The organism is Streptomyces lucensis JCM 4490, assembly GCF_014650035.1.
In the GTDB taxonomy this organism is placed as follows: Bacteria; Actinomycetota; Actinomycetes; order Streptomycetales; family Streptomycetaceae; genus Streptomyces; species Streptomyces lucensis.
Genome location: NZ_BMUE01000005.1, coordinates 151853 through 176121, shown reverse-complemented (window position 1 = coordinate 176121; position 24269 = coordinate 151853). Strand labels below are relative to the sequence as shown.

The window sequence follows — 24269 nt, the reverse complement described above, 5'->3', positions numbered from 1 at the left end:
GACGGGTCGGCTGGGTGTCGGGAGAGCTGTCGCGGGGAAGATGCATGCGACTGATGTGATCTTCTGGACGTTTGGGAACAGGCGCACGAATTCACCTCAACCCGGTGCGCCGCGGGCGAGCTTAGTCCGACCGGATCATCGCCGTGTCATATTCGGCGAGCACCTGAAATCACCGGTGTAATAGGAGTACGCTCGACTGATTTACACGCTGGGCTGCTGTTCGAACACGTTCGGTGACGGCGAACGGGTACACGAAAAACCTCACCGAGAGGAGTGAGGCGAGCCCTCAGAACCCGGCGGCACCGACCGCCGGGGCGGGCAGCGGGCGCCGCACCCGCGAGAGGGAAAGGAACGCGGCCGGGTTGACGGGGCACGCCCTCCCGGCCGCTGTCGCACCAGCCGCCGGAGCGGACGTCACCCGACGGACGAGTAGGCGACCACACCCCGCAGCAGCTGGTCGACGGCCTTGCGCGCGTTCTTCGCCACGGTCGAGCCCTCGGCGGGAGCCGCCGCCGAGATCTGCCCGAGGACGTCGATGACCTGCTTGCACCACCGGACGAAGTCACCCGCGGGCATCTCCGCCTCCCGCAGCACCTCGTCGAGGCCCGTGCCGGAGGCCCACATGTACGCGGCCCAGGCGAAGCCGAGGTCCGGCTCGCGCTGGCCGACGCCCTCGGTCTGGCTGATCCGGAAGTCCTCCTCCAGGGCGTCCAGCCGGCCCCAGATGCGGACCATCTCACCGAGGGCGGCCTTCGCCCTGCCGGAGGGCAGCTTGGGCGCCATCGCGTCGTCCCCCACCCGGGCCTCGTACACCAGCGCCGAGACGCAGGCGGCGAGTTCGGCAGGGGCGAGGTCCTCCCAGACGCCCTCGCGCAGGCATTCGCTGGCCAGCAGGTCGAGTTCGCCGTAGAGTCGGGCGAGCCGCCTGCCGTGCTCGGTGACCTCGTCGCCGCGCAGGTAGTCCATCTCGGTCAGCAGGGCGACGATCCGGTCGAAGGTGCGCGCGATGGTGTTCGTACGGCCCTCGATGCGCCGTTCCAGCTGGGAGGTGTCCCGCAGCAGCCGGTGGTAGCGCTCGGCCCAGCGCGCGTGGTCCTCCCGGTCGTTGCAGCCGTGGCAGGGGTGCGCCCGGATGGCGGTGCGCAGCCGGTTGATCTCACGGTCGTCGGCGGCCTGCGACCGCTTCTTGCGGGCCCGCTCCGGCGGGATGTGCCCGGCCTTGGTGCGCAGGGCGGAGGCGAGGTCCCGCCGGGACTGCGGCGAGCGGGGGTTGAAGGACTTCGGGATCCGCATCCGGTCCAGCGCTTCGACCGGCACCGGGAAGTCCATCGACGCCAGCCGTTTGACCTGCCGTTCGGCGGTCAGTACCAGCGGGCGCGGACCGTCGTGGTGGTCGAAGCCGCGGTGCCCGTTGGAACGGCCGGCCGGCAGGCCGGGATCCAGCACCAGGGCCAGGCCGGCGTACTTGCCGGTGGGCACGTGGATGACGTCGCCCGGCTTGAGCCTCTCCAGGGCGACGGCCGCCTCGGCACGCCGCTGGTTCGCACCCTGCCGGGCCAGCTCGGTCTCGCGGTCCTTAAGTTCGCGGCGCAGCCGCGCGTACTCCTCGAAGTCACCGAGGTGGCAGGTCATGGAGGCCTTGTAGCCCTCGAGTCCCTCCTCGTTGCGCTGCACCTGCCGGGAGATCCCGACGACCGACTTGTCGGCCTGGAACTGCGCGAAGGACGTCTCCAGCAGCTCGCGCGAGCGGTGCCGGCCGAACTGCTCGACCAGGTTGACCGCCATGTTGTACGACGGCTTGAAGCTGGAGCGCAGCGGGTACGTGCGGGTGCCCGCGAGTCCGGCCAGGTGCTCGGGGCTCATGCCGCGCTGCCAGAGGACGACCGCGTGGCCCTCGATGTCGATGCCCCGGCGGCCGGCGCGGCCGGTGAGCTGGGTGTACTCGCCGGGCGTGATGTCGGCGTGCTGCTCGCCGTTCCACTTGACCAGCTTCTCCAGCACCACCGAGCGGGCGGGCATGTTGATGCCGAGGGCGAGGGTCTCGGTCGCGAACACGGCCTTGACCAGGCCGCGCACGAACAGTTCCTCGACGACCTCCTTGAACGTCGGCAGCATGCCCGCGTGATGGGCGGCGATACCGCGCTCCAGCCCCTCCAGCCACTCGTAGTAGCCGAGGACGTGCAGGTCCTCCGGCGGTATGGAGGCGGTGCGCTCCTCGACCAGGGCGCGGACCTTCTCCCGTGCCTCCTCGTCGTTGAGCCTGAGGCCCGCGTACAGGCACTGCTGGACGGCGGCCTCGCAGGCCGCGCGGCTGAAGATGAAGGTGATGGCGGGCAGCAGGCCCTCGGAGTCGAGCCGCTCGATGACCTCGGGGCGGCCCGGTGTCCACACGCGCGAGCGCTGCCTGCGCTCGCGCTCCCGGTCGGCCTCCCGCATCGACCGGCCGCGCCGCCGGTCCTGGTACGACGGCCGGGTGGCCTCCGTCCGGGCCAGGCGGACGAGGTCGGGGTTGACGGCCTTCTTGTGGCCCTCCCCCTCCTCGAACAGGTCGTACATCCGGCGGCCCGCCAGCACGTGCTGGAACAGCGGCACGGGCCGGTGCTCGGAGACGATCACCTCGGTGTCGCCGCGTACGGTGTCCAGCCAGTCACCGAACTCCTCGGCGTTGGACACGGTCGCGGAGAGCGAGACCAGGGTCACCGACTCCGGCAGGTGGATGATCACTTCCTCCCAGACGGCGCCGCGGAAGCGGTCGGAGAGGTAGTGCACCTCGTCCATGACCACGTAGCCGAGGCCGAGGAGGGTCTGCGACCCGGCGTACAGCATGTTGCGCAGCACCTCGGTGGTCATCACGACCACCGGGGCGTCGGAGTTCACGCTGTTGTCGCCGGTGAGCAGGCCGACCTTGTCCGCGCCGTAGCGCCGGCACAGGTCGGCGTACTTCTGGTTCGACAGCGCCTTGATGGGTGTCGTGTAGAAGCACTTCTTGCCCTGCCCGAGGGCGAGGTGGACGGCGAACTCGCCCACGATCGTCTTGCCCGAACCGGTGGGGGCGGCCACCAGCACGCCCTTGCCGGCCTCCAGTGCCTGGCAGGCCTCGATCTGGAAGGGATCGAGGCCGAAGTCGTACATCTCGCGGAAGGACGCGAGCGCGGTGGCCTGCTCGGCTGCCCGCCTGCGGGCCGCCGCGTACCGCTCGGCCGGTGAGAGGTCCTCTGTCATCGTGCTTTCGAGCGTACCGGGCCGCACTGACAACAGGACGATCATTATCCGGAAGACGGACCGCTCCACAGCGGACGAATGCCCCCGTCCCGGCGGGACGGGGGCATCGCACAGTGCCTCGGCGGACGGTCAGGTCACGTCGTCGTAGCCGTTGACCCGGTCCGGTCCGGGCAGCTCCGGCGCCGCGCTCGCGGACACCGACTCCACCTCTCCGATCGCCTCGGGCGTGAGGTCCAGCTGGGACGCCTCGTCGTCCCCGGGGCCGTCGCCCTCGCGGCGGGCCCGGCGCCGGTCGTTGAGCAGCGCGATGCCCACGGCGATGAAGTAGAGCCCCCAGATCGGCGCCGCCAGTGCCAGCATCGTCATCGGGTCGGGGCTGGGCGTGGCCACCGCCGCGAAGGCGGTGATGCCGATGACCATGCCGCGCCACCAGCCCAGCATCCGCCGGCCGGACAGGACGCCGGTGAGGTTGAGCATGACCAGCAGCAACGGCATCTCGAAGGCGAGGCCGAAGACGACGATCATGCGGGTGACCAGGTCCAGCAGGTCGTCCAGCGGCAGCAGGTTCTCGGCACCGCTGGGGGTGAGGTCGATCATCACCCGTGCCGTCGTGGGCAGCACGTGGAAGGCCAGGTAGCCGCCACCGAGGAAGAGCGGGAAGCCGAAGCCGACGAAGGCGTAGGCGTACTTCTTCTCGCTGCGGTGCAGGCCCGGCGCGACGAACGCCCACAGCTGGTAGAGCCACACCGGCGACGCGAGCACGACGCCGGCCATCAGGGCGACCTTCAGCGCCAGGGTGAACGGCGCCAGCAGGCCGCTGACCGTGATGTGGGCGCAGTGGACGCTCTTGGACTCGGCCAGCTCACCGAAGGACTGGTGGCAGCCGATCTCGTCGAGCACCGGCTCGGTGATGACGTTGATGATGTCCTTGTAGAAGAACGCCGCCACGATCGTGACGACCAGGATCGCCAGAACACCCTTCGCGAGCCGGTTGCGCAGCTCGCGCAAGTGATCCACGAGCGGCATCCGCCCCTCGGGATCCCTCTCCTTGTTGCGGGCAGACTTGAGCAACCCACATCCTCATCTCGTGCAGCGGGCCGGATGCCCCGGCCCTCGCGTCAGCGCTGGGTGGTGTCCGTCGGCTCGTTGACCGGGCGGGAGCTGGTCACGTCACCGGGGGCGGCCTGGATCGTGCGCTGGGCGGGAGCGGGCTCCTCGGCGGACGGGGCGGGGGCGGCGGACTGCTTGCCGTCGTCCTTCATCGCCTTGGCCTCGCTCTTCAGGATGCGCGCGGACTTGCCGAGCGAGCGCGCCATGTCCGGAAGCTTCTTGGAGCCGAACACGACGACGATCACCAGAATGAGGATGACCAGGTGCCACGGCTCAAGTCCGTTGCGGAACATAAATCTTCACCTTCTCATCGAGGCGGGCATGTCCGACAGGTCGGACACTTGTCCGGACGTCATGCTGGCTGCGATCGTAACGCCTGGGGATGAACGCGAGACAATCCCCTGACGTACTCCCGCTCTGCGGACCGCGCCTCGTCGCCGGGCCGCGACCAGCAGCGTACCTGGCCGCACGGCCGGGGTGACAGGGCGAAGTGACGCAAAGCGCTTGTGCCACGGACCTCACGGGTACCGTCCGCCACCGCTCACAAGGACTCGGCGGCGCCGGCCGCGCTCACGGCGGCCCGCTCCAGGTCCTCGGCCGCCCGGTTGATACGGCGCGCGGAGTCCGCCACCTGCGCCCCGAGCCGCCGCGCCTCCACGAACACCCGGACGGCGAGCACCCCCAGGACAGCGAGACCCACGAATCCCACGGCTACCGCGAACATCGGCCAGAACATGACGCCGAGCCTAGACCGTCCCGCGGCGCGGAACGCAGCCGCCTACACGGTGGAGTGCAGACGCAGGGTCCGCACCCCGCCTCCGGTGAGCAGTTCGACGATGCGCTCACCGGCCGGCTTGCGGACGGAGACGCCGCATTCGGGGCAGGTGAAGGAGTAGAACGTGGTCCGGCTGGAGGCGCCTATCGCCAGGCGCAGGGCGTTCGCGCCGAGTTCGAAGCGGCCCCGGCAGTCCGGGCAGCCCGCCCGGAACACCACCGGCATCGCCCTGCGCATCCCGGCGAAGGCGGCCGCCACCGTCATATCACTCCCACCGGACACCGCTGACTCGTTCAAGCCCTCGCTCCCCTCGCTCAAGGTCGTTCGCCCCCGGCGCGCCGCGGCCGCCGCTCACCCCTGGCTCTCGGCCCGCCCCGCACCGGCGGCCGGCGCCGCCTGCGGCGCGGCGTCGTAGGCCGCCAGCGCCTCGCGGGCGGCGCGGCGGGCGCTGTCGGCCAGCTCGGGCGGGGAGACGATCCGGCCGTCGCGGCCGAGCCGCAGCGCCAGCCGGCGCAGCGAGGCCGGATCGGGCGTGCGCAGAGAGATACGCAGACCGCCGTCGGGAAGCTCATCGGCGCTGTCGTGCGGGTAGTACTCGGCGACCCAGCGGCCGCCGGGGCCGACCTCGACGACGACCTCCGGGTCCTCGGCGGCCGGCTGCACCAGGTGCTCGGAGAGGTCGCGCGGCTCGATCTCTGGCGGCGCCGACGGCTCGTCGAGGATCCGGATCTCGGCGACCCGGTCGAGCCGGAAGGTGCGCCGGGCCTCGGAGCGGCGGCACCAGGCCTCGACGTAGGTGTGACCGACGCTGACCAGGCGGATGGGGTCGATCTCGCGCTCGGTGACCTCGTCGCGGGCCGGGGAGTAGTAGCGGATCCACAGCCGGCGGCGCTCGGAGATGGCCCGGTCGACGTCGGCGAAGACCCCGCCCTCGGACTCGAAGGTCACCGACAGGCGGGAACTGGCGCCGGCGGCCTCACCGGCCGCGGTCTCCACCTTGGCGGTGGCCCGCAGCAGGGCCTGGCGGTCCCCCTCCCGCAGGCCCGGGAGGGTGGCCACCGCGCGGGCGGCCACCAGCAGGGCGGTGGCCTCGTCGGCCGCCAGCCGCAGCGGTTCGGCCGCGTCCTCGCCGAGCGCGGCCGGGTTGTGCCACCAGATGCGCTCGCCGTCGGTGTCGATGTCCAGCAGGTCGCCGCCGCGGAAGCTGGTGCCGCACATGGGCAGCAGATCGAGGTCGGCGACCAGCTCGTCCTCGGTGATGCCGAAGGCGCGCGCGACGTCCGCGATCCGGGCGCCGGGGCGCTCCCTGAGATAGGTCACCAGGGACAGCATCCGCCGTGTCTGGTCGATGGCGTTCACGGGCCTGGCCGGTTTGCCTGCCACTGTTCTGCTCCCCCTCAGCCCTTGGCCACGGCCCGCAGCCGGTCCACCACGTCGGCCCGCAGCTCGGCCGGCTCCAGCACGACCACGTCCGGCCCGAACTCCACCAGCCAGGCGTCCAGGCCGTGCCCGTACGGAATCTCCAACTCGTCCCAGCCGTCGCCGAGTTCCCGGACCCCGGTGGCCTTCGCCCGAAGGGGGTACCCGGCGCCGGCGCGCAGCCGGATCAGGGCCGAGCGGTCGGCGATCTCGCCGGCCCAGCTCGCCACGGTCTCGCGCACGGTGACGACGTCCGGCACGGGCGCGCTGAACGCCGTGCCGCGGGAGCGGACCCTGCCGGTGATCCGCGAGAGCCGGAAGACGCGCTCGGCGCCCCGGTCGCGGTCGAAACCGGCCAGGTACCAGTGGCCTCGCCAGCACTCCAGCGCCCACGGCTCGACGTGCCGGGGCTCGGGGTGGGCGGCGGAGGCCTTGCGGTAGTCGAAGACGACCGGACGGCGGTCGCGGCAGGCCAGCATCAGCGGCTCGAAGGCGGCCTCGTGCACGGGGATGCGCGGCTCCAGGGCGCCGTGCGCCTCGTACGGGTCGACGTCCTCGGGCAGACCGGCGGCGCGCAGCTTCTGCAGGGCGCCGCTGGCGGCGCCGGCCAGCCGGGCCTGCTGCCAGACCTTGGCCGCCAGGCCCAGGGCGGCGGCCTCCTCGGCGTCCAGCGTGATGGGCGGCAGACGGTTGCTGTCCCGGCGCGCGAGGTACCCGACCTCGCCGTCGAGGTTCTCGACGGTCTCGATGACCAGCCCCAGCTCGCGCAGGTCGTCCTTGTCCCGCTCGAACATGCGGTTGAACGAGTCGTCGCTGCCCGCCGTGCCCTTCTCCGGCCTGGCGGCCTCGACGTAGGCCTCGATGGAATCGCGCAGCTCACGCTTGCTGAGCGGCCGCCGGGTCCCCAGCAGGCACAGCGCGAGGTTCATCAGCCGTTCGGCCTTGGCAATGGCCATCGACGCCCTTCGCCTCCCCTATGGTGCTTACGACCGATGACCGTACCGCCCCGCGGTGGCGAGGCAAAAGCCGAGGGCCCATGCCCGGACAGGCATGGGCCCCAGGTGGTCGAGACCGGTCGTGCGACGATCAGACCCCGAGGAGGTCGACCACGAAGATGAGGGTCTCACCGGGCTTGATCGCCGGGGTCGGGCTCTGGTCGCCGTAGGCGAGGTGCGCCGGGATGGTCAGCTGACGGCGGCCGCCCACCTTCATGCCCTGCACGCCCAGGTCCCAGCCCTGGATGACACGGCCCGCGCCCAGCGGGAAGCGGAACGGGGTGCCCCGGTTCCAGCTGGCGTCGAACTCCTCACCGGTGCTGAACGCGACGCCCACGTAGTGGACGGTGACGGTCTGGCCCGCCTGCGCGACCGGGCCGTCGCCCTCCCAGATGTCCTTGATCTCCAGGTCCGCCGGGGGCTCGCCGCCCGGGAAGTCGATCTCGGGCTTCTCGATGCTCACGTCAAAAGCTCCTGCTTGTGTACGACACGAAACGCGGACAGTCTTTCATCCCCACCGCTCCCCCGCCCGCCACGGGCGCGCCGCGCGTCACATCGCGGCGAGGATGTCCACGGTGAACACCAGCGTGGAGTCCTTCTTGACGACCCCGCCGCTCGGCGGGTTGTCGCCGTAGCCCAGCTCCGGGGGCACGACGACCAGCACCCGGCTGCCGACCTTCTTGCCGGTCAGACCCTGTGCCAGGCCCTTGACCGTCTGCTGCATCTGCTGGAGCGCGATCTCGCTCAGCCGCCCGGAGCCGTACGTCTGCCGGTAGGTCTTGCCGCTCTCCCAGACCACGCACTGGAACTGGCACAGCAGCGTCTGGTCGGCCTTGACCTCCTCGCCGTCGCCCTCCAGGACGTAGACCGACGTGAGCTTCCGGGGCGGCGCCGCCTTCTTGTCGACGGTGACCTTGGGCAGCTTGCCGTCGGTGTTGGTGTCCACCGTCGGCAGGGCGTGCTCGCCCTGCGCGACCTTCTGCGCCACCGGCTTGCCCTTGGCGGAGCTCTTGGAGTTGAACGAGTCGATCAGATCGATGACGAACACCAGGGTGTCGGTGCCCTTGATGCCGGCCCGCGGCTCGCCCGACTCGCCGTAGCCCCACTTCGGCGGCACGGCGATCTCGATGCGGCTGCCGGTCTTCTTCCCGGTCAGCGCGTACCGCCAGCCGTCGATGATCGTGCCCTGGGCGAGCTGCAGGAGCAGCGGGCGCTTGCGGTCGTAGGAGTTGTCGAAGACATGGCCGGTGTCCCAGATCTGGCCCAGGTAGTGCGCCTGGATGAACTCGTTCTCCGCGACCGTGCGCCCGCTGCCCGCGATCAGCGTCTTCACCGCGAGGTTCTTCGACGGCTCCCCCGTGCCCTTGGCGACCTTCGGCTTCTCGCCGAACTTCGTGCCGTCCGTGACCGTCGGCAGCGGCCCGTCCACGATCTTCGGCGGAGGCACGCTCGACGCCGAGGGCGACGGCGAGCCACTGGCCTTGCCCGAGTCGGACTTGTCGTCACCGCATCCGGCGAGCGTGACGAGTCCTGCGGGAAGAGCGGCGAGGAGGAGCGAGCGTCGGCGCACGGAAGGCCTCGTAATCGGTCGATCTTGCGGATGGCGTGCGCGCAACTCTACGACGTGAGACGGGCGCCGTACGAGGAACGTACGGCGCCCGCGTTGCGTTCCGGCGACCGCGTGCCGTGACGCACGGCTCACCCGGTTTCCGCTACATTCCGGCGATCAGCTTCTCCACCCGGTCGTCCACCGAACGGAACGGGTCCTTGCACAACACGGTGCGCTGCGCCTGGTCGTTGAGCTTCAGGTGCACCCAGTCGACCGTGAAGTCCCTGCGCTGCTCCTGCGCCCGCCGGATGAAGTCGCCGCGCAGCCGGGCCCGAGTGGTCTGCGGCGGGACCGACTTGCCCTCGAAGATCTTCAGGTCGTTGCAGATCCGGGTGGCCTGCCCCTTCTTCTCCAGCAGGTAGTACAGGCCACGACGGCGGTGGATGTCGTGGTAGGCGAGGTCTATCTGGGCGACCCGCGGGTGCGACATCGTCATGTTGTGCTTGGCCCGGTACCGCTCGATGAGCTTGTACTTCATGACCCAGTCGATCTCGGTGGCGATCCGGTCCAGCTCCTCGGCCTCGATCGCGTCGAGCGTCCGGCCCCACAGCTCCAGGACCTGCGCCACCGTGCCGGTACGGATGCCGCGGCGGTCGCAGAAGTCCACGGCCTTGTCGAAGTACTCGCGCTGCACCTCCAGCGCCGAGGCCTCCCGGCCGCTGGCCAGCCGCACCTTGCGCCGGCCGGTGATGTCGTGGCTGACCTCGCGGATCGCCCGGATCGGGTTCTCCAGCGTGAGGTCCCGCATCACGGTGCCCGCCTCGATCATGCGCAGCACCAGGTCGGTGGCGCCGACCTTCAGCAGCATCGTCGTCTCGGACATGTTCGAGTCACCGACGATGACGTGCAGCCGGCGGTAGCGCTCGGCGTCCGCGTGCGGCTCGTCGCGTGTGTTGATGATCGGCCGGGAACGGGTCGTCGCCGAGGAGACCCCCTCCCAGATGTGCTCCGCGCGCTGGCTGACGCAGTACACCGCGCCGCGCGGCGTCTGCAGCACCTTGCCCGCGCCGCACAGCAACTGCCTCGTCACCAGGAAGGGGATGAGGATGTCCGCGAGCCGGGAGAACTCCCCGTGCCGCGCCACCAGATAGTTCTCGTGGCAGCCGTAGGAGTTGCCCGCCGAGTCGGTGTTGTTCTTGAAGAGGTAGACGTCGCCCGCGATTCCCTCCTCGTGCAGGCGTCGTTCCGCGTCCACCAGGAGTCCTTCGAGAATGCGCTCGCCGGCTTTGTCGTGGGTGACCAGCTCGGTCACGTTGTCACATTCGGGTGTCGCGTATTCCGGATGTGAGCCCACGTCGAGATAGAGCCGGGCGCCGTTTCGCAGAAAGACATTGCTGCTGCGGCCCCATGACACGACACGGCGGAAGAGGTACCGCGCCACCTCGTCAGGAGACAGGCGGCGCTGTCCCCTGAACGTGCACGTGACGCCGTACTCGTTCTCCAGCCCGAAAATGCGGCGGTCCATGAGGGAACATTACGCCCGATCACCCGAGCTGAAACGGGGTTCGGCAGCACGATTTGGATCATTTTCCGATGAAGCCGCAACCACCGCGCCCCGCGCGGTGGCTGACAGGACCCGCCCCGTACCCAGCAGGACCAGCAACGACACCGCCCCCGCCGCACCCGGCAGCGCGAACCCCCACAGCGTCCCGCCGGCCTGCACGACCGGCCCCGCCAGGCCCGTTCCGGCCGAGGCGCCCACGGTGAACGTCGTCACGAGCCAGGAGAACGCCTCGGTGACCGTCCCGGCCGGCGCGTGCCGGTCCACGATGATGAACGCGCAGGCGATGCAGGGTGCCAGGAACACCCCGGACACCACGCTGAGCAGCACCATGGCCACCACGCCCGGCACCAGCATCAGCGGCAGGTAACACGCCGCCAGAAGCGCCACCAGCACGCGCAGTCGCCGCTCGGGCGCTCCCGCCCACACGCGCGCCCCGTAGACCGTGCCGCCGGCCAGCGCGCCGAGCCCGAGCCCGGCCATCAGCCAGCCGTAGACCGCGTCCCCGCCGTGACCGTCCGCGTACGAGACGGAGGCGACCGTGATGGAACCGAGCGCGATGCCGACGAACAGGAACGCGGCCAGCAGCGCCAGCAGCCCCGTCGAGCGCAGGGCGCCGAGCCAGTGCGCCTCGCGCGGGGCCGAGCGCCAGGCGCGCGAGGGCGGCGAGACCACCACGGACAGCGCGCCCAGCACGCCCAGCAGGTTCAGCGCGAGCAGGGCGGCGCGCTCGTCCCACAGCGACACACACAGGGTCACCAGCAGCGGGCCGGCCGTGAACATGATCTCCTGCGCGACCGCGTCCAGCGCGTACGCCGTGTGCACCTGCTCCTCGCGGCGCAGCACGGACGGCCACAGGGCCCGCAGACCGCCCTCCAGCGGCGGGGCGAAGAGACCGGACACCGCGACGGCCGCGTAGGCCGCCGGCAGCGGGTCGGTGCCGCGGACGGCGAAGACCGCCATGGCGAGCGCCGCCAGGACCGCGGCGGGCAGCTGGACGCGCGGCTGGCCGTACAGGTCCACGAGGCGGCCCAGCACCGGCTGGCCGACGGCGTTGGCGACGCCGTACACGGCCGCCAGCACGCCCGCGAGGCTGTAGCTCCCGCCTTCGGCGCGCACGAACAGCACGAGGGCGATCGCGGCGGTGGCGTTGGGCAGCCGGCCCACCAGCGTGCCGGTGAGGAGCCTGAGCGCGTGCGGCGCCCGCAGGATCTCCAGGTATCCCGTCGCCATGTCCTGCCTTCCAGTGGCCCGGCCGATCCGTCACGGCAGCCCGACGTGTTACGTATAACTTGCTCTTCCATACGTACCATGTGCGCTGTTCGCACGTCCAGACGACCGTAGAGGAGCGCGCCCCCGGTGGCACGCAGCAGCACGCGCCCGACCAGCCGTGACGTCGCCCAGGCGGCCGGCGTCTCCCAGGCCGCCGTCTCGCTCGTGCTCGGCGGGAAATGGCGCGGCCGGGTGTCCGAGGCCACCGCCGAGCGGGTCCGCGGGGCCGCCCGGGACCTCGGCTACCGGCCCAACCTTGCCGCCCGCAACCTCCGCCTGGGCCGCACCCGCACCGTCCTCCTGGTCGTACCCGCCCTGACCACCGAGTTCTTCGCCGGCGTCTACACGGGCGCCGCCCGCGTGGCCGCCGAACACGGCTTCGGCGTCGTCCTCTACCCCTCCCCCGAGGGGATCGGCCCGGCCCGCGACCCCTTCGCCTCCGCGCAGGCCGCCCTCGACGGCGTCATCGCCTCCTCCATGGCCGCCGGCGCCCTCACCGCCATCCGCGGCGACCAGCTCCCCCTGGTCATGCTCGACAGCGACCCCGAGGGCAGCCTCGGCGCCGCCACCGTCAACCTCGACATCGCCGACGGCGTCCGCCAGGTCACCGGGCACCTCCTCGGCCTCGGCCACCGCCACTTCCTGCACCTCGCCGCCGACGTCCCCTCCTGGACCTTCGAGATGCGCGCACGGGAACTGAGAGCCCGGGTCACCGCCGAGCCCGGCACCCGGATCCGCACCGCCCGGGCGCCCATCTCCATCGAGGGGGCCCGCACCGCCACCGAGGCCGCCCTCACCGCGCCGGGCCCCCGCCCGACCGCCGTCGTCTGCGACGACGACAAGCTCGCCGCCGGCGCCTACAAGGCCCTGCGCCGCCTCGGCCTGCGCGTCCCCGACGACGTCTCCGTCACGGGCCTCGACGACCTCGCCCTCGCCACCGCCATCGACCCGGAACTGACGACCGTACGACTCGACGCCGAACGCTTCGGGGAACGCGGCATGCACGCCCTCCTCGCCGTCCTGGACGGGCGTGAGCCGGACCGCGCGGACATCCCCGTCGAACTGGTCGTGCGGGGCTCCACGGCGCCGCCGCCGACGGCCTGAACGCCGTGTGCCCCGGCCGGGGACACCGGCCGGGGCACACGGGGGGGGGGACCAGGGGCCCGCCCCTACTCCTCCTCGGACGTCTCCGCCTCCGAGGCCGCACCGTCCGCCTCCAGCAGACGGCCCAGCTGACGGCCGACGATCCGCTTGAACTTGCGCTTCTGCGGCCGCGTACGGTCCAGCACCGCCACCTCCAGGCGCTCGGCGGGAATCGTCCGCTCGCTGCCGTTGGTGTCACGGGACAGCGCCTGCACGGCCAGCCCGAGCGCCTCCGCCAGGGTCATGCCGTCGCGGTGGCGCTGGTCCAGGAACCCGCTGATCTGCTCGGCGTTGCCGCCCACCGCGACCGAGCCGTGCTCGTCCACGATGGAACCGTCGTGCGGCAGCCGGTAGATCTGGTCACCCTCCGGGGTCACCCCCACCTCGGCCACCACCAGCTCCACCTCGTACGGCTTCTCGGCCGCCGATGAGAAGATGGTGCCCAGCGTCTGCGCGTACACGTTCGCCAGACCGCGGGCGGTCACGTCGTCACGGTCGTAGGTGTAGCCGCGCAGGTCGGCGTAGCGCACACCGCCGATCCGCAGGTTCTCGTACTCGTTGTACTTGCCGGCGGCCGCGAAGCCGATCCGGTCGTAGATCTCGCTGAACTTGTGCAGCGCGCGGGACGGGTTCTCGCCGACGAACACGATGCCGTCGGCGTACTGCAGGACGACCAGGCTGCGGCCCCGGGCGATGCCCTTGCGGGCGTACTCCGCCCGGTCGGCCATGGCCTGCTGAGGTGAGACATAGAACGGCGTCGACACCGGTTATCCGTCCCTTTCTGTCATGGTCACTGGATCACCTTGGAAACAACCGGACCGCGCTCAGAGCAGCGCGGCCTTCGGGCCGTCCGGCTCCTCCAGCCGCCGCTGGAGCACCGACCGGGACAGCTCGGACGCCTCGTCCTCCGTCAGCCGGCGGAATCCGTCCTCGGTGATCACGGTGATGATCGGGTAGATCCGGCGGGCGACATCGGGACCACCGGTCGCCGAGTCGTCGTCGGCCGCGTCGTAGAGAGCCTGGACCACCAGCGTGGTGGCCTGCTCCTCGGTGAGATCGCCACGGAACAGCTTCTTCATGGCGCCCCGCGCGAAGATCGAGCCGGAGCCCGTCGCCGCGAAGTTCTGCTCCTCGGAGCGGCCGCCCGTGACGTCGTAGGAGAAGATGCGCCCCTTCTCGCGGTCCAGGTCGTAACCGGCGAAGAGCGGCACCACGGCAAGCCCCTGCATGGCCATGCCGAGGTTGGACCGGATCATCGTCGACAGCCGGTTCGCCTTGCCCTCCAGCGACAGCTGGGCGCCCTCGACCTTCTCGAAGTGCTCCAGCTCCAGCTGGAAGAGCTTGACCATCTCCACGGCCAGACCGGCCGTACCGGCGATGCCCACCGCGGAGTACTCGTCCGCCGGGAACACCTTCTCGATGTCCCGCTGGGCGATGACGTTGCCCATGGTCGCCCGGCGGTCACCGGCGAGCACCACGCCGCCGGGGAAGGTGACGGCCACGATCGTCGTGCCGTGCGGCGCCTCGATCACGCCCTGCGTGGGCGGCAGCTGCCGCTTGCCGGGCAGCAGCTCGGGCTGGTGCTCCGACAGGAAGTCCATGAAGGAGGAGGATCCTGGCGTCAGGAAGGCAGCTGGTAGACGCCCGGTGCCACGAGTATTGGCTTCCACGAGTTTCCTTCCAGGTAGGCGGCGGCCCGGCGGACGGCGTCGGGATCGTCTCCCAACTTGCCGATGGCCGAATTGCAGTTGAAGCACAGTACGCCACGGACCCTACCCGCCCTGGGGCGGTGATCCACATCTGTGGCCGGGACCGTTCAAGCCCTTGCGTAAGCTGCCCGCGGCTCGGACTCCCCGCACCGCGAGCAGCGCTTCGCGTACGCCCCGGCCGCCGGCCGCAGCCCCCGGAGCCGTGGAGCGGAGGCTACTGGCCACCCTTCTGAACGAATGAGCGAACGAAGTCCTCTGCGTTGGCCTCGAGTACGTCGTCGATCTCGTCGAGGACGTCGTCCACGTCGTCGCTGAGCTTCTCGTGCCGTTCCTTGAGGTCCTCCGCGGCCTGCGCGTCCTGCGCCTGCTCCTCGACCTCCTCGGTGGAACGCGTCGCCTTCGCCTGGCCGCCGCCGGTGTCCTTGGTCGCCATAACACTCACCCCGCTCAGTTCGCCTGCCGATCGGTGATGATCAGACCCTACAAGCCGGGTCCGACATCGACCCCGCAGTTTCCACAACGTGCGGGGGCCATCTCGATGATTCCCGGACGGTGGGTTTTCCACCCTGTCCGCCCGGGGCGGTACGGGTACCCGCTGATCGCGCTCAGTTTCCCGAAAGGACCCTGACCAGGTCTTCCGCGGTACGGCAGCGGTCCAGCAGCTCCTTGACGTGATTTCGCGTTCCGCGTAGCGGTTCCAGGGTTGGCACGCGCTGCAGCGAGTCCCGGCCGGGGAGGTCGAAGATGACCGAGTCCCAGCTGGCCGCGGCGACGTCGTCCGCGTACTGCTCCAGGCAGCGGCCGCGGAAATAGGCGCGCGTGTCCTCCGGGGGCTTGGTGCGGGCCCTGTCGACCTCGGACTCGTCCAGCAGCCGTTTGATCCGTCCACGGGCCACCAGGCGGTTGTACAGGCCCTTCTCGGCGCGCACGTCGGCGTACTGGAGGTCCACGAGGTGCAGCCTGGCAGCGTCCCAGTCGAGGCCGTCACGGCGGCGGTAGCCCTCCATGAGCTCGCGCTTGGCGACCCAGTCGAGTTCGCCGGCCAGGCTCATGGGGTCGTTCTCCAGCCGGGTGAGGGTGTCCTCCCAGCGGCTGAGGACGTCCTTGGTCTGGTCGTCGGCGTCGGCGCCGTAGCGCTCCTCGACGTACTTGCGGGCCAGCTCGAAGTACTCCATCTGCAGCTGGACCGCGGTGAGCGTGCGGCCGCTGCGGAGGGTGACCAGGCGCTTGAGGCCGGGGTCGTGGGAGACCTGGTGAAGGGTGCGCACGGGCTGGTCGACGGCCAGGTCGACCGCGATGAAGCCGTCCTCGATCATGGACAGGACCAGGGCGGTCGTGCCCAGTTTGAGGTATGTCGAAATCTCGGAGAGGTTCGCGTCGCCGATGATGACGTGCAGGCGGCGGTACTTCTCGGCGTCGGCGTGGGGTTCGTCGCGGGTGTTGATGATGGGCCGCTTCAGCGTGGTCTCCAGGCCGACCTCGACCTCGAAGTAGTCGGCCCGCTGGCTGAGCTGGAAACCGTGCTCGTGGCCGTCCTGGCCGATGCCGACGCGGCCGGCGCCGGCGAAGACCTGGCGGGAGACGAAGAAGGGCGTGAGGTGGCGCACGATGTCCGAGAAGGGGGTCTCCCGCTTCATCAGGTAGTTCTCGTGCGTGCCGTAGGAGGCGCCCTTGTTGTCGGTGTTGTTCTTGTAGAGGTGGATGGGCTGGGCGCCGGGGAGCTGCGCGGCCCGCTCGGCGGCCTCGGCCATGATGCGTTCGCCGGCCTTGTCCCACAGGACCGCGTCGCGCGGATTGGTCACCTCGGGAGCGCTGTATTCGGGGTGGGCGTGGTCCACGTAGAGACGCGCACCGTTGGTGAGGATCACGTTGGCGAGGCCGATGTCCTCGTCGGTGAGCTGGCTGGAGTCGGCGGCCTCCCGGGCGAGGTCGAAGCCTCGCGCGTCGCGCAGCGGGTTCTCCTCCTCGAAGTCCCAGCGGGCCCGGCGGGCCCGGTGCATCGCCGCCGCGTAGGCGTTGACGATCTGGGACGAGGTGAGCATGGCATTGGCGTTGGGGTGGCCGGGGACGGAGATCCCGTACTCCGTCTCGATGCCCATTACTCGCCGTACGGTCATGCGGCCCTCCTTGCCCGGCGGCACCCTCGGTGGTGGGCGCCGCTCGCGTACCGCTGGCGCTCCGGTGCGTGTGCGGTGCCCGTCCCCGCACTGCGCGACTCGGCGGTAGGAACGAGCCTAGAACGCCTTTGCGCTGGTGGGGAGATCATTTGCGTCATTGCCTGCTCCGGTCGTGGCCTGAAAAACGCAGGCGGCTGCGGGTACCCGCCGAGGGCACCCGCAGCCGCCCTGCTTTTACAGGTACTGACCGGTGTTCGCCACCGTGTCGATGGAGCGTCCGGTGTCCGCGCCCTGCTTTCCGGTGATGAGGGTACGGATGTAAACGATCCGTTCGCCCTTCTTTCCGGAGATCCGGGCCCAGTCGTCGGGGTTGGTGGTGTTGGGCAGGTCCTCGTTCTCCTTGAACTCGTCCACGCAGGCCTGGAGCAGGTGGGAGACGCGGAGGCCCTTCTGGCTCTTTTCCAGGAAGTCCTTGATCGCCATTTTCTTGGCGCGGCCGACGATGTTCTCGATCATCGCGCCGGAGTTGAAGTCCTTGAAATAGAGGACTTCCTTGTCGCCGTTGGCGTAGGTGACTTCCAGGAAGCGGTTCTCCTCGGATTCGGCGTACATCTGCTCGACCGCCGTCTGGATCATGCTCTGGACGGTGGTGGCCCGGTCGCCCTCGTGCTCGCCGAGGTCGTCCGAGTGCAGCGGGAGGCGCTCGGTGAGGTACTTGCCGAAGATGTCCTTGGCCGCTTCCGCGTCCGGGCGCTCGATCTTGATCTTCACGTCGAGCCGGCCGGGGCGCAGGATGGCGGGGTCGATCATGTCCTCGCGGTTGGAGGCGCCGATCACGACCACGTTCTGCAGGCCCTCGACGCCGTCGATCTCGGCGAGCAGCTGGGGGACGATGGTGTTCTCCACGTCCGAGCTGACGCCGGAGCCGCGGGTACGGAAGAGGGACTCCATCTCGTCGAAGAAGACGATCACCGGGGTGCCCTCGGAGGCCTTCTCACGAGCACGCTGGAAGACGAGGCGGATCTGCCGCTCGGTCTCGCCGACGTACTTGTTGAGCAGCTCGGGACCCTTGATGTTGAGGAAGAAGCTCTTGCCGGAGGCCTGTCCGGTGACCTCGGCGACCTTCTTGGCGAGCGAGTTGGCGACGGCCTTGGCGATGAGCGTCTTGCCGCAGCCGGGCGGCCCGTAGAGCAGGACGCCCTTGGGCGGGCGCAGCTCGTGCTCCTTGAAGAGGTCGGGGTAGAGGTACGGCAGCTCGACGGCGTCGCGGATGGCCTCGATCTGGTTGCCGAGGCCGCCGATCTGCTCGTAGCCGATGTCGGGGACCTCTTCGAGGACGAGTTCCTCGACCTCGCTCTTGGGCACGACCTCGTAGACGTAGCCGGAGCGGGGTTCGAGCAGCAGGGCGTCGCCGGCGCGGATGGTGACGTCCAGCAGCGGCTCGGCGAGCCGTACCACCCGCTCCTCGTCGGTGTGCCCGAGCACGAGGGCGCGCTCGCCGTCCTCGAGGATCTCCTTGAGGGTGACGATGTCGCCGACGCGCTCGAACTCCATGGCGTCGACCACGTTGAGTGCTTCGTTGAGCATGACCTCCTGGCCGCGCCTCAGGTCGTCGAGGTCGACACTGGGGCTGACGTTCACCCGGAGCTTGCGGCCGCCGGTGAAGATGTCGGCGGTGCCGTCCTCGTTGGCCTGCAGGAAGACTCCGAAGCCGGCCGGTGGCTGGGCGAGCCGGTCGACCTCCTCCTTGAGGGCCACGATCTGGTCGCGGGCCTCGCGGAGGGTGCTGGCCAGTCGTTCGTTCTGGGCGGACACGCCGGCCAGGTTGGTCTGCAGCTCGACGATCCGCTCTTCGAGAATCCTCGTGTGTCGCGGAGAGTCGGCGAGCTTGCGTCGCAGGACGGCGATCTCCTGCTCAAGGTAGGCGATCTGCCCGGCCGGGTCGTCGGACCCTCGTCCCGGGCGGATGCCGCGGTTCATGTCGTCGTCGTGGGCTGCCACGGTCCTCACCTCCTCCAAGGGGAGCTGGACGCTTCCAGACCCTACCTGGGTGGGTGTCGATTGAAACCCCTAGATCACCAAGACTGTCAAGGTGTGTCGTCGGTCACCCGGTGCGCTCTCCCTCGCACGGAGGGGATACCCACTGAACGTGATTCGGAAGCCGCTTGTTCCAGGCCCGCGACGGTCAAGACCCTTCGTATGTGGCCGGAGTTGTCTGTTCCGGGGCGGTCGTCCGGTTAACGGGCAGGGGTGTGTGCGCTCGCACGTTCCTCACGCAGAGCGACGGTCCAGGCGGTCGGCGTCACGGACGGGGCGGCTGGAAGTGGCCGTCCCGGTGGCCGGGGCTCCCTTCCCCGGTCGAGCGCTCGTACCCGCGGGGGCGGGATGGTAACCCGTTTCCGGCCGAACAAGGCGGGAACCGGGGCGGAGGTAGGGTCGGGGTGTTCAACAGCCGCTGGAACGGACCGGGCTGGCGTGCGCGCCGGCACCTCCGTCCGGCGAACCGACGGCAGGAGAGGTGACCGTGCAGCAGGAGGCCGTGGGCGGGGAGGCGCTGGAGGTCTGGATAGACCAGGACCTGTGTACCGGCGACGGGATCTGTGCCCAGTACGCCCCCGAGGTGTTCGAGCTGGACATCGACGGGCTGGCCTATGTGAAGGGCGCGGACGGCGAGCTGCTGGATGCCGCGGGGGCCACGACGCCGGTGCCGCTGCCGTTGCTGGCGGACGTGGTGGACTCGGCGAAGGAGTGTCCCGGCGAGTGCATCCACGTGCGCCGGGTCCTGGACGGGGCCGAGGTGTACGGGCCGGACGCGGAGTGAGTCCGGTTCAGACGCTGTGGGACCCGGCCGGTGCGGAGCGGATGAACGCGTTGCCGTTCCACCGCCACTCGGCCGGGGTCTTCACGTCGGGGCAGCAACTGGGCACGGAGTCGGTGGAGTAGCCGAGCAGGGTGGCGCTGACCTTGCCCGAGCGGACGGCGAAGCCGGTGACGGTGTGCCGGTTCTTGGGGTCGACGAGGGTGGCGACCACGCGGGGCCTGCCGCCGGCGGCGCGGGTGAGGACGTAGAGGCCGTCGGGCGGGGTGCCCATGGGGGCGTCGCAGTGCACCACGGCGACGGTCTCCGGTCGGCCGTCGCCGTCGAGGTCGCCGGTGGCCTTCTTGGTGACGACGGCCTTCACCGGACCGCACTGCAGCGGGAAGTGCACGCCGGCCGTGCCGGGCGGCTGGACCGCCGCGGGTGCGGACTGGGTACGGGTGCCGGTGGTGGACTGGGCGGCCGTTGCCGATCCGGGCTGTACGACGGAGGAGAGGGCCACGACGCCGGCGACGGCGGTGGCGGTGGCGACCCAGTGGATGGGCCGGGTCTGAGCGTGGGCGAGCTCCGGAACGGCGGATTGCTGCACTAGGAGTGTCTCCTGTGAGGGCTGTGCCGGTGGGGTGGCCAGCATGGTGCCACACGTCACAGTGCGGGGGAACGGCGGGGTCCTGGTTTTCCGCGGCGGCGCGCCCGCGGGCGCGCCGTGCCGCTCGGGCTCGTGAGCCGCGGATTCCCGGTCTGCTGTCAACGCGCGAGCGCCGTGGCCGAGTTCCCGAAGGTGGTCGGGAACTCGGCCACGGCGCTCTCGCGTTGTACGCGTGCGGGGCCGGGCCGGTCAGCGGCCGGCGCCGCCGTCGGCGTTCGGTCCGGCGTAGTCCTCGCCGTAGGCGCCCTTGGCGGGACGGCGGCGGCGCATGGGCGGCTCTACGCCGTCGGCGAGGCGGCGGGCGGTGAGCAGGAAGCCGGTGTGGCCGATCATCCGGTGGTCCGGGCGGACGGCCAGGCCCTCGATGTGCCAGTTGCGGATCATGGTCTCCCAGGCGGTCGGCTCGTTGAAGCAGCCGATCTCCCGGATGGACTCCACGGTCCGGGCGAGCTGGGTGGTGGTGGCGACGTAGCAGCACAGGATACCGCCCGGGACCAGCGCCTTGGAGACGGCCTCCAGGCATTCCCAGGGGGCGAGCATGTCGAGGATGACGCGGTCGACGTCGGTGTCGGACAGGTTGTCCTGGAGGTCGCCGACGGTGAGCCGCCAGGCGGGGTGCGGGCCGCCGAAGTAGCGCTCCACGTTCTGCCGGGCGATGTCGGCGAAGTCCTCGCGGCGCTCGTAGGAGTGCAGCATGCCCTGGTCGCCGATGGCGCGCAGCAGGAAGCTGCTGAGCGAGCCGGAGCCGACGCCGGCCTCGACGACGCGGGCGCCGGGGAAGATGTCGGCGAAGGCGAGGATCTGCCCCGCGTCCTTGGGGTAGACGACGGCTGCCCCGCGGGGCATGGACAGGACGTAGTCGGGGAGCAGGGGGCGCAGCGCGAGGTAGGCGACGTTGCCGGTGGTGCGGACAACGCTGCCCTCGGGAGCGCCGATCAGTTCGTCGTGCGGGAAGGAGCCCTTGTGGGTGTGGAAGTTCTTCCCGGCTTCGAGCGTGAACGTGTAGTGGCGGCCCTTGGGGTCGGTCAGCTGAACCTGGTCCCCGACCTTGAAGGGCCCGCGCCTGCGGGCGGCACCGGTCGGTTCGGACATGTGACCAGCCTACCGGCGTTTGACGGGACCGCCGACCACGTCCGGCGGCGGCCGGACCCGTCCCGGGCGCCCGGCCGCGGTGCCGGGCCCGTCCTAGGCGGTGGGGCGGGCCATGGCCTTCACGAAGGCCCGTTCGACGTCCGCGGCGGACAGGACGCCGTAGATCTCCCCGGTGTCCTCGACGACGAGGTATTCGGTGGCGGGGGTGGCGCGCAGGGTGTCCAGCAGTTCCTCCCCCGCGAGTTCGGCGGAGACGCGCATGCCTTCGGTCAGCTCCTGGGCGAGGCCGCTGACGGCCACCCAGGGGCGGCGGTGCTCGGGTACGCCGACGATCGCGGCCTCGCGGACGAGGGAGAGGGGGTGCCCGTCGGCGTCGACGACGACCAGGGCGCGGGCGCCGGCGGCGTTGGCGCGGCGCAGGGCCTCGGAGAGGGGGGTGTCGGTCTCGACGGGGACGGCTCGCCGGGTGAGGGTGCGGGCCCGCAGTTCGGGGAGGTGTTCGCGCAGGCGGGCCATGCGCAGACTGTTGCCGGCGCCGGTCCAGATGATGGCGGCGAGGATGGCGGCGAGCAGGGCGTCGGTGACGGTGTCCATGCCCCCGGTGTCCTCGCCGCTCCCGCCGAGGGCGCCGGACTGGTTGAGCAGGGGCAGGCCGATCAGGACGCTCACGGCGAGGGCGCGGCCGACCCAGGCGGCGGCGACGGTGCCGGTCATCGGCTTGCCGGAGATCTTCCAGACGACGGCACGGAGCATGCGGCCGCCGTCGAGGGGCAGGCCGGGCAGGAGGTTGAAGATCGCGACGATGAGGTTGGAGACCATGAGGCCGGCGAGCAGCACGCCCGGGACGGTGCCGGGGTCGACGGGTTTCATGGCGAGGTAGAAGGCGCCGGCCAGGACGAGTGACAGCAGGGGGCCGACGAAGGCGAGCACGAATTCGCGCCCCGGGGTCTCGGCCTCCTTCTCGATCTCGGAGACGCCGCCGAAGAACTGCAGCTGGATGCGGCGGACCGGGAGCTTGAAGCGGATCGCGGCGACCGTGTGGGCCAGTTCGTGGACCAGGACGGAGGCGTAGAAGGCGACGGCGAAGAAGAGGGAGACCAGGTAGCGGGCGGCGCCGAGTTCGGGCAGCACGCGGTCGAGCTGGCCGCCGAACACCCAGGTGATCAGGGCTGCGACGAGGAACCAGCTGGGTGCCACGTAGACGGGGACGCCGAAGGGGCGGCCCATGAGGATGCCTCCGCCGGGTTCCTTGGGGCGGGGCTGGGGCGGCTCACCCTTGGCGATGCCGGAGTGGGCGAGGGTGCGGTGCTCGGGCCGGCCGGGGTGCGGGTGGGGGGCTTGTCCTTCGGTCTCCGGGACGCCCGCCGCGCCCGCGGTGCCGGCGGTGTCGGGCTCCGGTCGCGCCGGAGCGGCCGGGCGCTGTTCGTCGTGCTCCGGGGTCCGGTCCGCGCGGGCCGGGTCCCGAGCGGGGGGTGGCGGCGCGTCGGGACGCGCGTCACCGGGTCCGGGCTGGTCGGTGGGTCCGGTCGCCGGGGCCGTAGGACCTGCGGGGTGCTCGGCCGGCTCCTCGTTGCCGGACCGCGGCTGCCCGCTGCCGCCGCTCACGTCCACGGTGTCCCCTCGTTCGAAGCGTCCCTCCGCGCCTGCCGGGCGGAAGGGTCTCTGGTCGATGGTATGCGGCCTGGACGGCACGCTGCCCCCGGCACCCCTTGTGTTTGCCCGCTGTGGCGCGGTCGACGCGGGCGGGACGGGGTGACTGTCGGTGGCGGGCCGTAAGGTCTGGGGCATGGACAGCAGCATGGAGGAGGCGGGCTCCCTGCCGGGCGGCGCGGACGCCCCGCGGGACGCGGCCGAGCCGACGGGCCCCACCGTCCCGGCACAGCCCGGGCCGGCGTCGGCGGCGGCGTCCGGCGGGGCCGCCGTTACGGCCGAGGGCGTGGCGGCGGGCGCCGATGCCGGCGGCGCCGGGCGTGCGGCCGCCGCGCCCACGTCACTGTCCCCGTCGCGGGCCAGTGACTTCATGCAGTGCCCGTTGCTGTACCGCTTCCGGGTGATCGACCGGCTGCCCGAGAAGCCGAGCGAGGCCGCGACCCGCGGGACCCTGGTGCACGCGGTGCTGGAGCGGCTGTTCGACGCGCCGGCCGGGGAGCGGACCGCACCGCGCGCCAGGGCGCTGGTCCCGGGGCAGTGGGACCGGTTGCGGCAGACCCGGCCGGAGGTGACCGAGCTGTTCGCCGACGACCCGGGCGGTGAGCGGCTGGCCGGCTGGCTGCAGGAGGCCGAGCGGCTGGTGGAGCGCTGGTTCACGCTGGAGGACCCGACGCGGCTGGAGCCGGCCGAGCGGGAGCTTTTCGTGGAGGCCGAGCTGGATTCCGGGCTGCGGCTGCGCGGGATCATCGACAGGGTGGACGTGGCGCCGACCGGTGAGGTGCGGATCGTCGACTACAAGACGGGCAAGGCGCCCCGGCCGGAGTACGCCGAGGGCGCGCTGTTCCAGATGAAGTTCTACGCCCTGGTGGTGTGGCGGCTGAAGCGGGTGGTGCCGCGGCGGCTGCAGCTGGTCTATCTCGGCAGCGGGGACGTGCTGACCTACGATCCCGTCCTCGCCGACCTGGAGCGGGTGGAGCGCAAGCTGCTGGCGCTGTGGCAGGCGATCCGGGAGGCGACGGAGAGCGGCGACTGGCGGCCGCGGCCGACGAAGCTGTGCGGCTGGTGCGACCACCGGGCGCACTGCCCGGAGTTCGGCGGCACTCCCCCGCCCTATCCGCTGAGCGTGAGGGCGGCCGGTTCCGGTGACGGCGCCCAGGGCAGAATGGGGCCGGACTAGCGAAGGAGTGT

General features: G+C 71.0%; 22 protein-coding genes and 1 pseudogene. 3 read left to right on the top strand and 20 right to left on the bottom strand.

Features of this window, described 5'->3' with window-relative positions; all coding sequences use genetic code 11:
* Positions 1 to 414: 414 nt before the first annotated feature.
* From IE177_RS13980 to IE177_RS13930, 11 genes are all read right to left on the bottom strand, one after another.
* Positions 415 to 3267: a DEAD/DEAH box helicase gene (locus IE177_RS13980; protein WP_190015640.1), complete on the bottom strand. Its 2853-nt coding sequence runs from the start codon at positions 3265 to 3267 to the stop codon at positions 415 to 417.
* Positions 3268 to 3351: 84 nt separating this feature from the next.
* On the bottom strand, positions 3352 to 4293 hold the full coding sequence (gene tatC / locus IE177_RS13975; protein ID WP_190015639.1) for a twin-arginine translocase subunit TatC: 942 nt from the start codon (positions 4291 to 4293) through the stop codon (positions 3352 to 3354).
* 47 nt (positions 4294 to 4340) lie between these two features.
* Entirely contained in the window at positions 4341 to 4625 is a 285-nt protein-coding gene (tatA, locus tag IE177_RS13970; protein WP_190015638.1) for a Sec-independent protein translocase subunit TatA, read from the bottom strand.
* A gap of 248 nt (positions 4626 to 4873) precedes the next feature.
* Positions 4874 to 5068 carry a hypothetical protein gene (locus tag IE177_RS13965; RefSeq protein WP_190015637.1) on the bottom strand — a complete coding sequence of 65 codons (195 nt, stop codon included), beginning with the start codon at positions 5066 to 5068 and terminating at the stop codon, positions 4874 to 4876.
* Between the two features lie 42 nt (positions 5069 to 5110).
* Positions 5111 to 5371, bottom strand: a complete 261-nt coding sequence (locus IE177_RS13960; RefSeq protein ID WP_190015636.1) for a hypothetical protein — start codon at positions 5369 to 5371, stop codon at positions 5111 to 5113.
* An 87-nt stretch (positions 5372 to 5458) separates the two neighbouring features.
* Positions 5459 to 6490, bottom strand: coding sequence for a helix-turn-helix transcriptional regulator (locus IE177_RS13955; protein WP_190015635.1), 1032 nt, complete (start codon positions 6488 to 6490; stop codon positions 5459 to 5461).
* Between the two features lie 14 nt (positions 6491 to 6504).
* Positions 6505 to 7482: a helix-turn-helix transcriptional regulator gene (locus IE177_RS13950; protein ID WP_190015634.1), complete on the bottom strand. Its 978-nt coding sequence runs from the start codon at positions 7480 to 7482 to the stop codon at positions 6505 to 6507.
* Positions 7483 to 7612: 130 nt separating this feature from the next.
* Complete coding sequence (locus IE177_RS13945) at positions 7613 to 7984, bottom strand: FKBP-type peptidyl-prolyl cis-trans isomerase (RefSeq protein WP_190015633.1); 372 nt, start codon at positions 7982 to 7984, stop codon at positions 7613 to 7615.
* Positions 7985 to 8071: 87 nt separating this feature from the next.
* Positions 8072 to 9091, bottom strand: coding sequence for an FKBP-type peptidyl-prolyl cis-trans isomerase (locus IE177_RS13940; protein WP_190015632.1), 1020 nt, complete (start codon positions 9089 to 9091; stop codon positions 8072 to 8074).
* A 142-nt stretch (positions 9092 to 9233) separates the two neighbouring features.
* Positions 9234 to 10595: a Pup--protein ligase gene (pafA, locus tag IE177_RS13935; RefSeq protein WP_190015631.1), complete on the bottom strand. Its 1362-nt coding sequence runs from the start codon at positions 10593 to 10595 to the stop codon at positions 9234 to 9236.
* 9 nt (positions 10596 to 10604) lie between these two features.
* A complete protein-coding gene (locus IE177_RS13930) occupies positions 10605 to 11864 on the bottom strand; it encodes an MFS transporter (RefSeq protein ID WP_190015630.1) in 1260 nt (419 codons plus the stop codon).
* A gap of 126 nt (positions 11865 to 11990) precedes the next feature.
* Here IE177_RS13930 and IE177_RS13925 point away from each other — a divergent pair, with 126 nt between their 5' ends.
* A complete protein-coding gene (locus IE177_RS13925; protein WP_190015629.1) occupies positions 11991 to 13007 on the top strand; it encodes a LacI family DNA-binding transcriptional regulator in 1017 nt (338 codons plus the stop codon).
* 65 nt (positions 13008 to 13072) lie between these two features.
* Here IE177_RS13925 and prcA read toward each other — a convergent pair whose 3' ends face one another.
* The 6 genes and pseudogenes from prcA to arc all read right to left on the bottom strand — a co-directional run bounded on the left by prcA (position 13073) and on the right by arc (position 18873).
* Positions 13073 to 13810 (bottom strand): proteasome subunit alpha, encoded by a 738-nt coding sequence (prcA, locus tag IE177_RS13920; protein WP_190015628.1) that lies wholly within the window; start codon positions 13808 to 13810, stop codon positions 13073 to 13075.
* 60 nt (positions 13811 to 13870) lie between these two features.
* Positions 13871 to 14716 carry a proteasome subunit beta gene (prcB, locus tag IE177_RS13915; protein WP_190015627.1) on the bottom strand — a complete coding sequence of 282 codons (846 nt, stop codon included), beginning with the start codon at positions 14714 to 14716 and terminating at the stop codon, positions 13871 to 13873.
* A pseudogene (locus IE177_RS13910) lies at positions 14668 to 14856 on the bottom strand (endonuclease domain-containing protein); the annotation flags it as partial. The gene prcB and the pseudogene IE177_RS13910, both read right to left, overlap by 49 nt.
* Before the next feature lie 113 nt (positions 14857 to 14969).
* A complete protein-coding gene (locus IE177_RS13905) occupies positions 14970 to 15188 on the bottom strand; it encodes a ubiquitin-like protein Pup (protein ID WP_190015626.1) in 219 nt (72 codons plus the stop codon).
* A 172-nt stretch (positions 15189 to 15360) separates the two neighbouring features.
* The gene (gene dop / locus IE177_RS13900) at positions 15361 to 16872 is read right to left on the bottom strand and encodes a depupylase/deamidase Dop (RefSeq protein WP_373305085.1); all 1512 of its coding nucleotides are present in this window, start codon (positions 16870 to 16872) and stop codon (positions 15361 to 15363) included.
* Between the two features lie 234 nt (positions 16873 to 17106).
* Positions 17107 to 18873, bottom strand: coding sequence for a proteasome ATPase (arc, locus tag IE177_RS13895; RefSeq protein ID WP_190015625.1), 1767 nt, complete (start codon positions 18871 to 18873; stop codon positions 17107 to 17109).
* A 517-nt stretch (positions 18874 to 19390) separates the two neighbouring features.
* Here arc and IE177_RS13890 point away from each other — a divergent pair.
* Positions 19391 to 19693 carry a ferredoxin gene (locus IE177_RS13890; protein ID WP_190015624.1) on the top strand — a complete coding sequence of 101 codons (303 nt, stop codon included), beginning with the start codon at positions 19391 to 19393 and terminating at the stop codon, positions 19691 to 19693.
* Between the two features lie 7 nt (positions 19694 to 19700).
* Here IE177_RS13890 and IE177_RS13885 read toward each other — a convergent pair whose 3' ends face one another.
* From IE177_RS13885 to IE177_RS13875, 3 genes are all read right to left on the bottom strand, one after another.
* Entirely contained in the window at positions 19701 to 20279 is a 579-nt protein-coding gene (locus IE177_RS13885; RefSeq protein ID WP_190015623.1) for a hypothetical protein, read from the bottom strand.
* Between the two features lie 249 nt (positions 20280 to 20528).
* Positions 20529 to 21431: a tRNA (adenine-N1)-methyltransferase gene (locus IE177_RS13880; RefSeq protein ID WP_190015622.1), complete on the bottom strand. Its 903-nt coding sequence runs from the start codon at positions 21429 to 21431 to the stop codon at positions 20529 to 20531.
* A 93-nt stretch (positions 21432 to 21524) separates the two neighbouring features.
* Entirely contained in the window at positions 21525 to 23042 is a 1518-nt protein-coding gene (locus IE177_RS13875) for a site-2 protease family protein (RefSeq protein ID WP_190015621.1), read from the bottom strand.
* Positions 23043 to 23217: 175 nt separating this feature from the next.
* On the opposite strand from IE177_RS13875, the gene IE177_RS13870 reads away from it, so the two are divergent.
* A complete protein-coding gene (locus IE177_RS13870; RefSeq protein WP_190015620.1) occupies positions 23218 to 24258 on the top strand; it encodes a RecB family exonuclease in 1041 nt (346 codons plus the stop codon).
* Positions 24259 to 24269: the final 11 nt, after the last annotated feature.

What these genes read in the sequence shown, in the direction of transcription:
- IE177_RS13980 (WP_190015640.1), bottom strand. Translation starts at nt 3,267, where the DNA reads ATGATCGTCCTGTTGTCAGTGCGGCCCGGTACGCTCGAAAGCACGATG.
- tatA (WP_190015638.1), bottom strand. Translation starts at nt 4,625, where the DNA reads ATGTTCCGCAACGGACTTGAGCCGTGGCACCTGGTCATCCTCATTCTG.
- IE177_RS13965 (WP_190015637.1), bottom strand. Translation starts at nt 5,068, where the DNA reads ATGTTCTGGCCGATGTTCGCGGTAGCCGTGGGATTCGTGGGTCTCGCT.
- IE177_RS13960 (WP_190015636.1), bottom strand. Translation starts at nt 5,371, where the DNA reads ATGACGGTGGCGGCCGCCTTCGCCGGGATGCGCAGGGCGATGCCGGTG.
- IE177_RS13950 (WP_190015634.1), bottom strand. Translation starts at nt 7,482, where the DNA reads ATGGCCATTGCCAAGGCCGAACGGCTGATGAACCTCGCGCTGTGCCTG.
- pafA (WP_190015631.1), bottom strand. Translation starts at nt 10,595, where the DNA reads ATGGACCGCCGCATTTTCGGGCTGGAGAACGAGTACGGCGTCACGTGC.
- IE177_RS13930 (WP_190015630.1), bottom strand. Translation starts at nt 11,864, where the DNA reads ATGGCGACGGGATACCTGGAGATCCTGCGGGCGCCGCACGCGCTCAGG.
- IE177_RS13905 (WP_190015626.1), bottom strand. Translation starts at nt 15,188, where the DNA reads ATGGCGACCAAGGACACCGGCGGCGGCCAGGCGAAGGCGACGCGTTCC.
- dop (WP_373305085.1), bottom strand. Translation starts at nt 16,872, where the DNA reads ATGACCGTACGGCGAGTAATGGGCATCGAGACGGAGTACGGGATCTCC.
- IE177_RS13880 (WP_190015622.1), bottom strand. Translation starts at nt 21,431, where the DNA reads ATGTCCGAACCGACCGGTGCCGCCCGCAGGCGCGGGCCCTTCAAGGTC.
- IE177_RS13870 (WP_190015620.1), top strand. Translation starts at nt 23,218, where the DNA reads ATGGACAGCAGCATGGAGGAGGCGGGCTCCCTGCCGGGCGGCGCGGAC.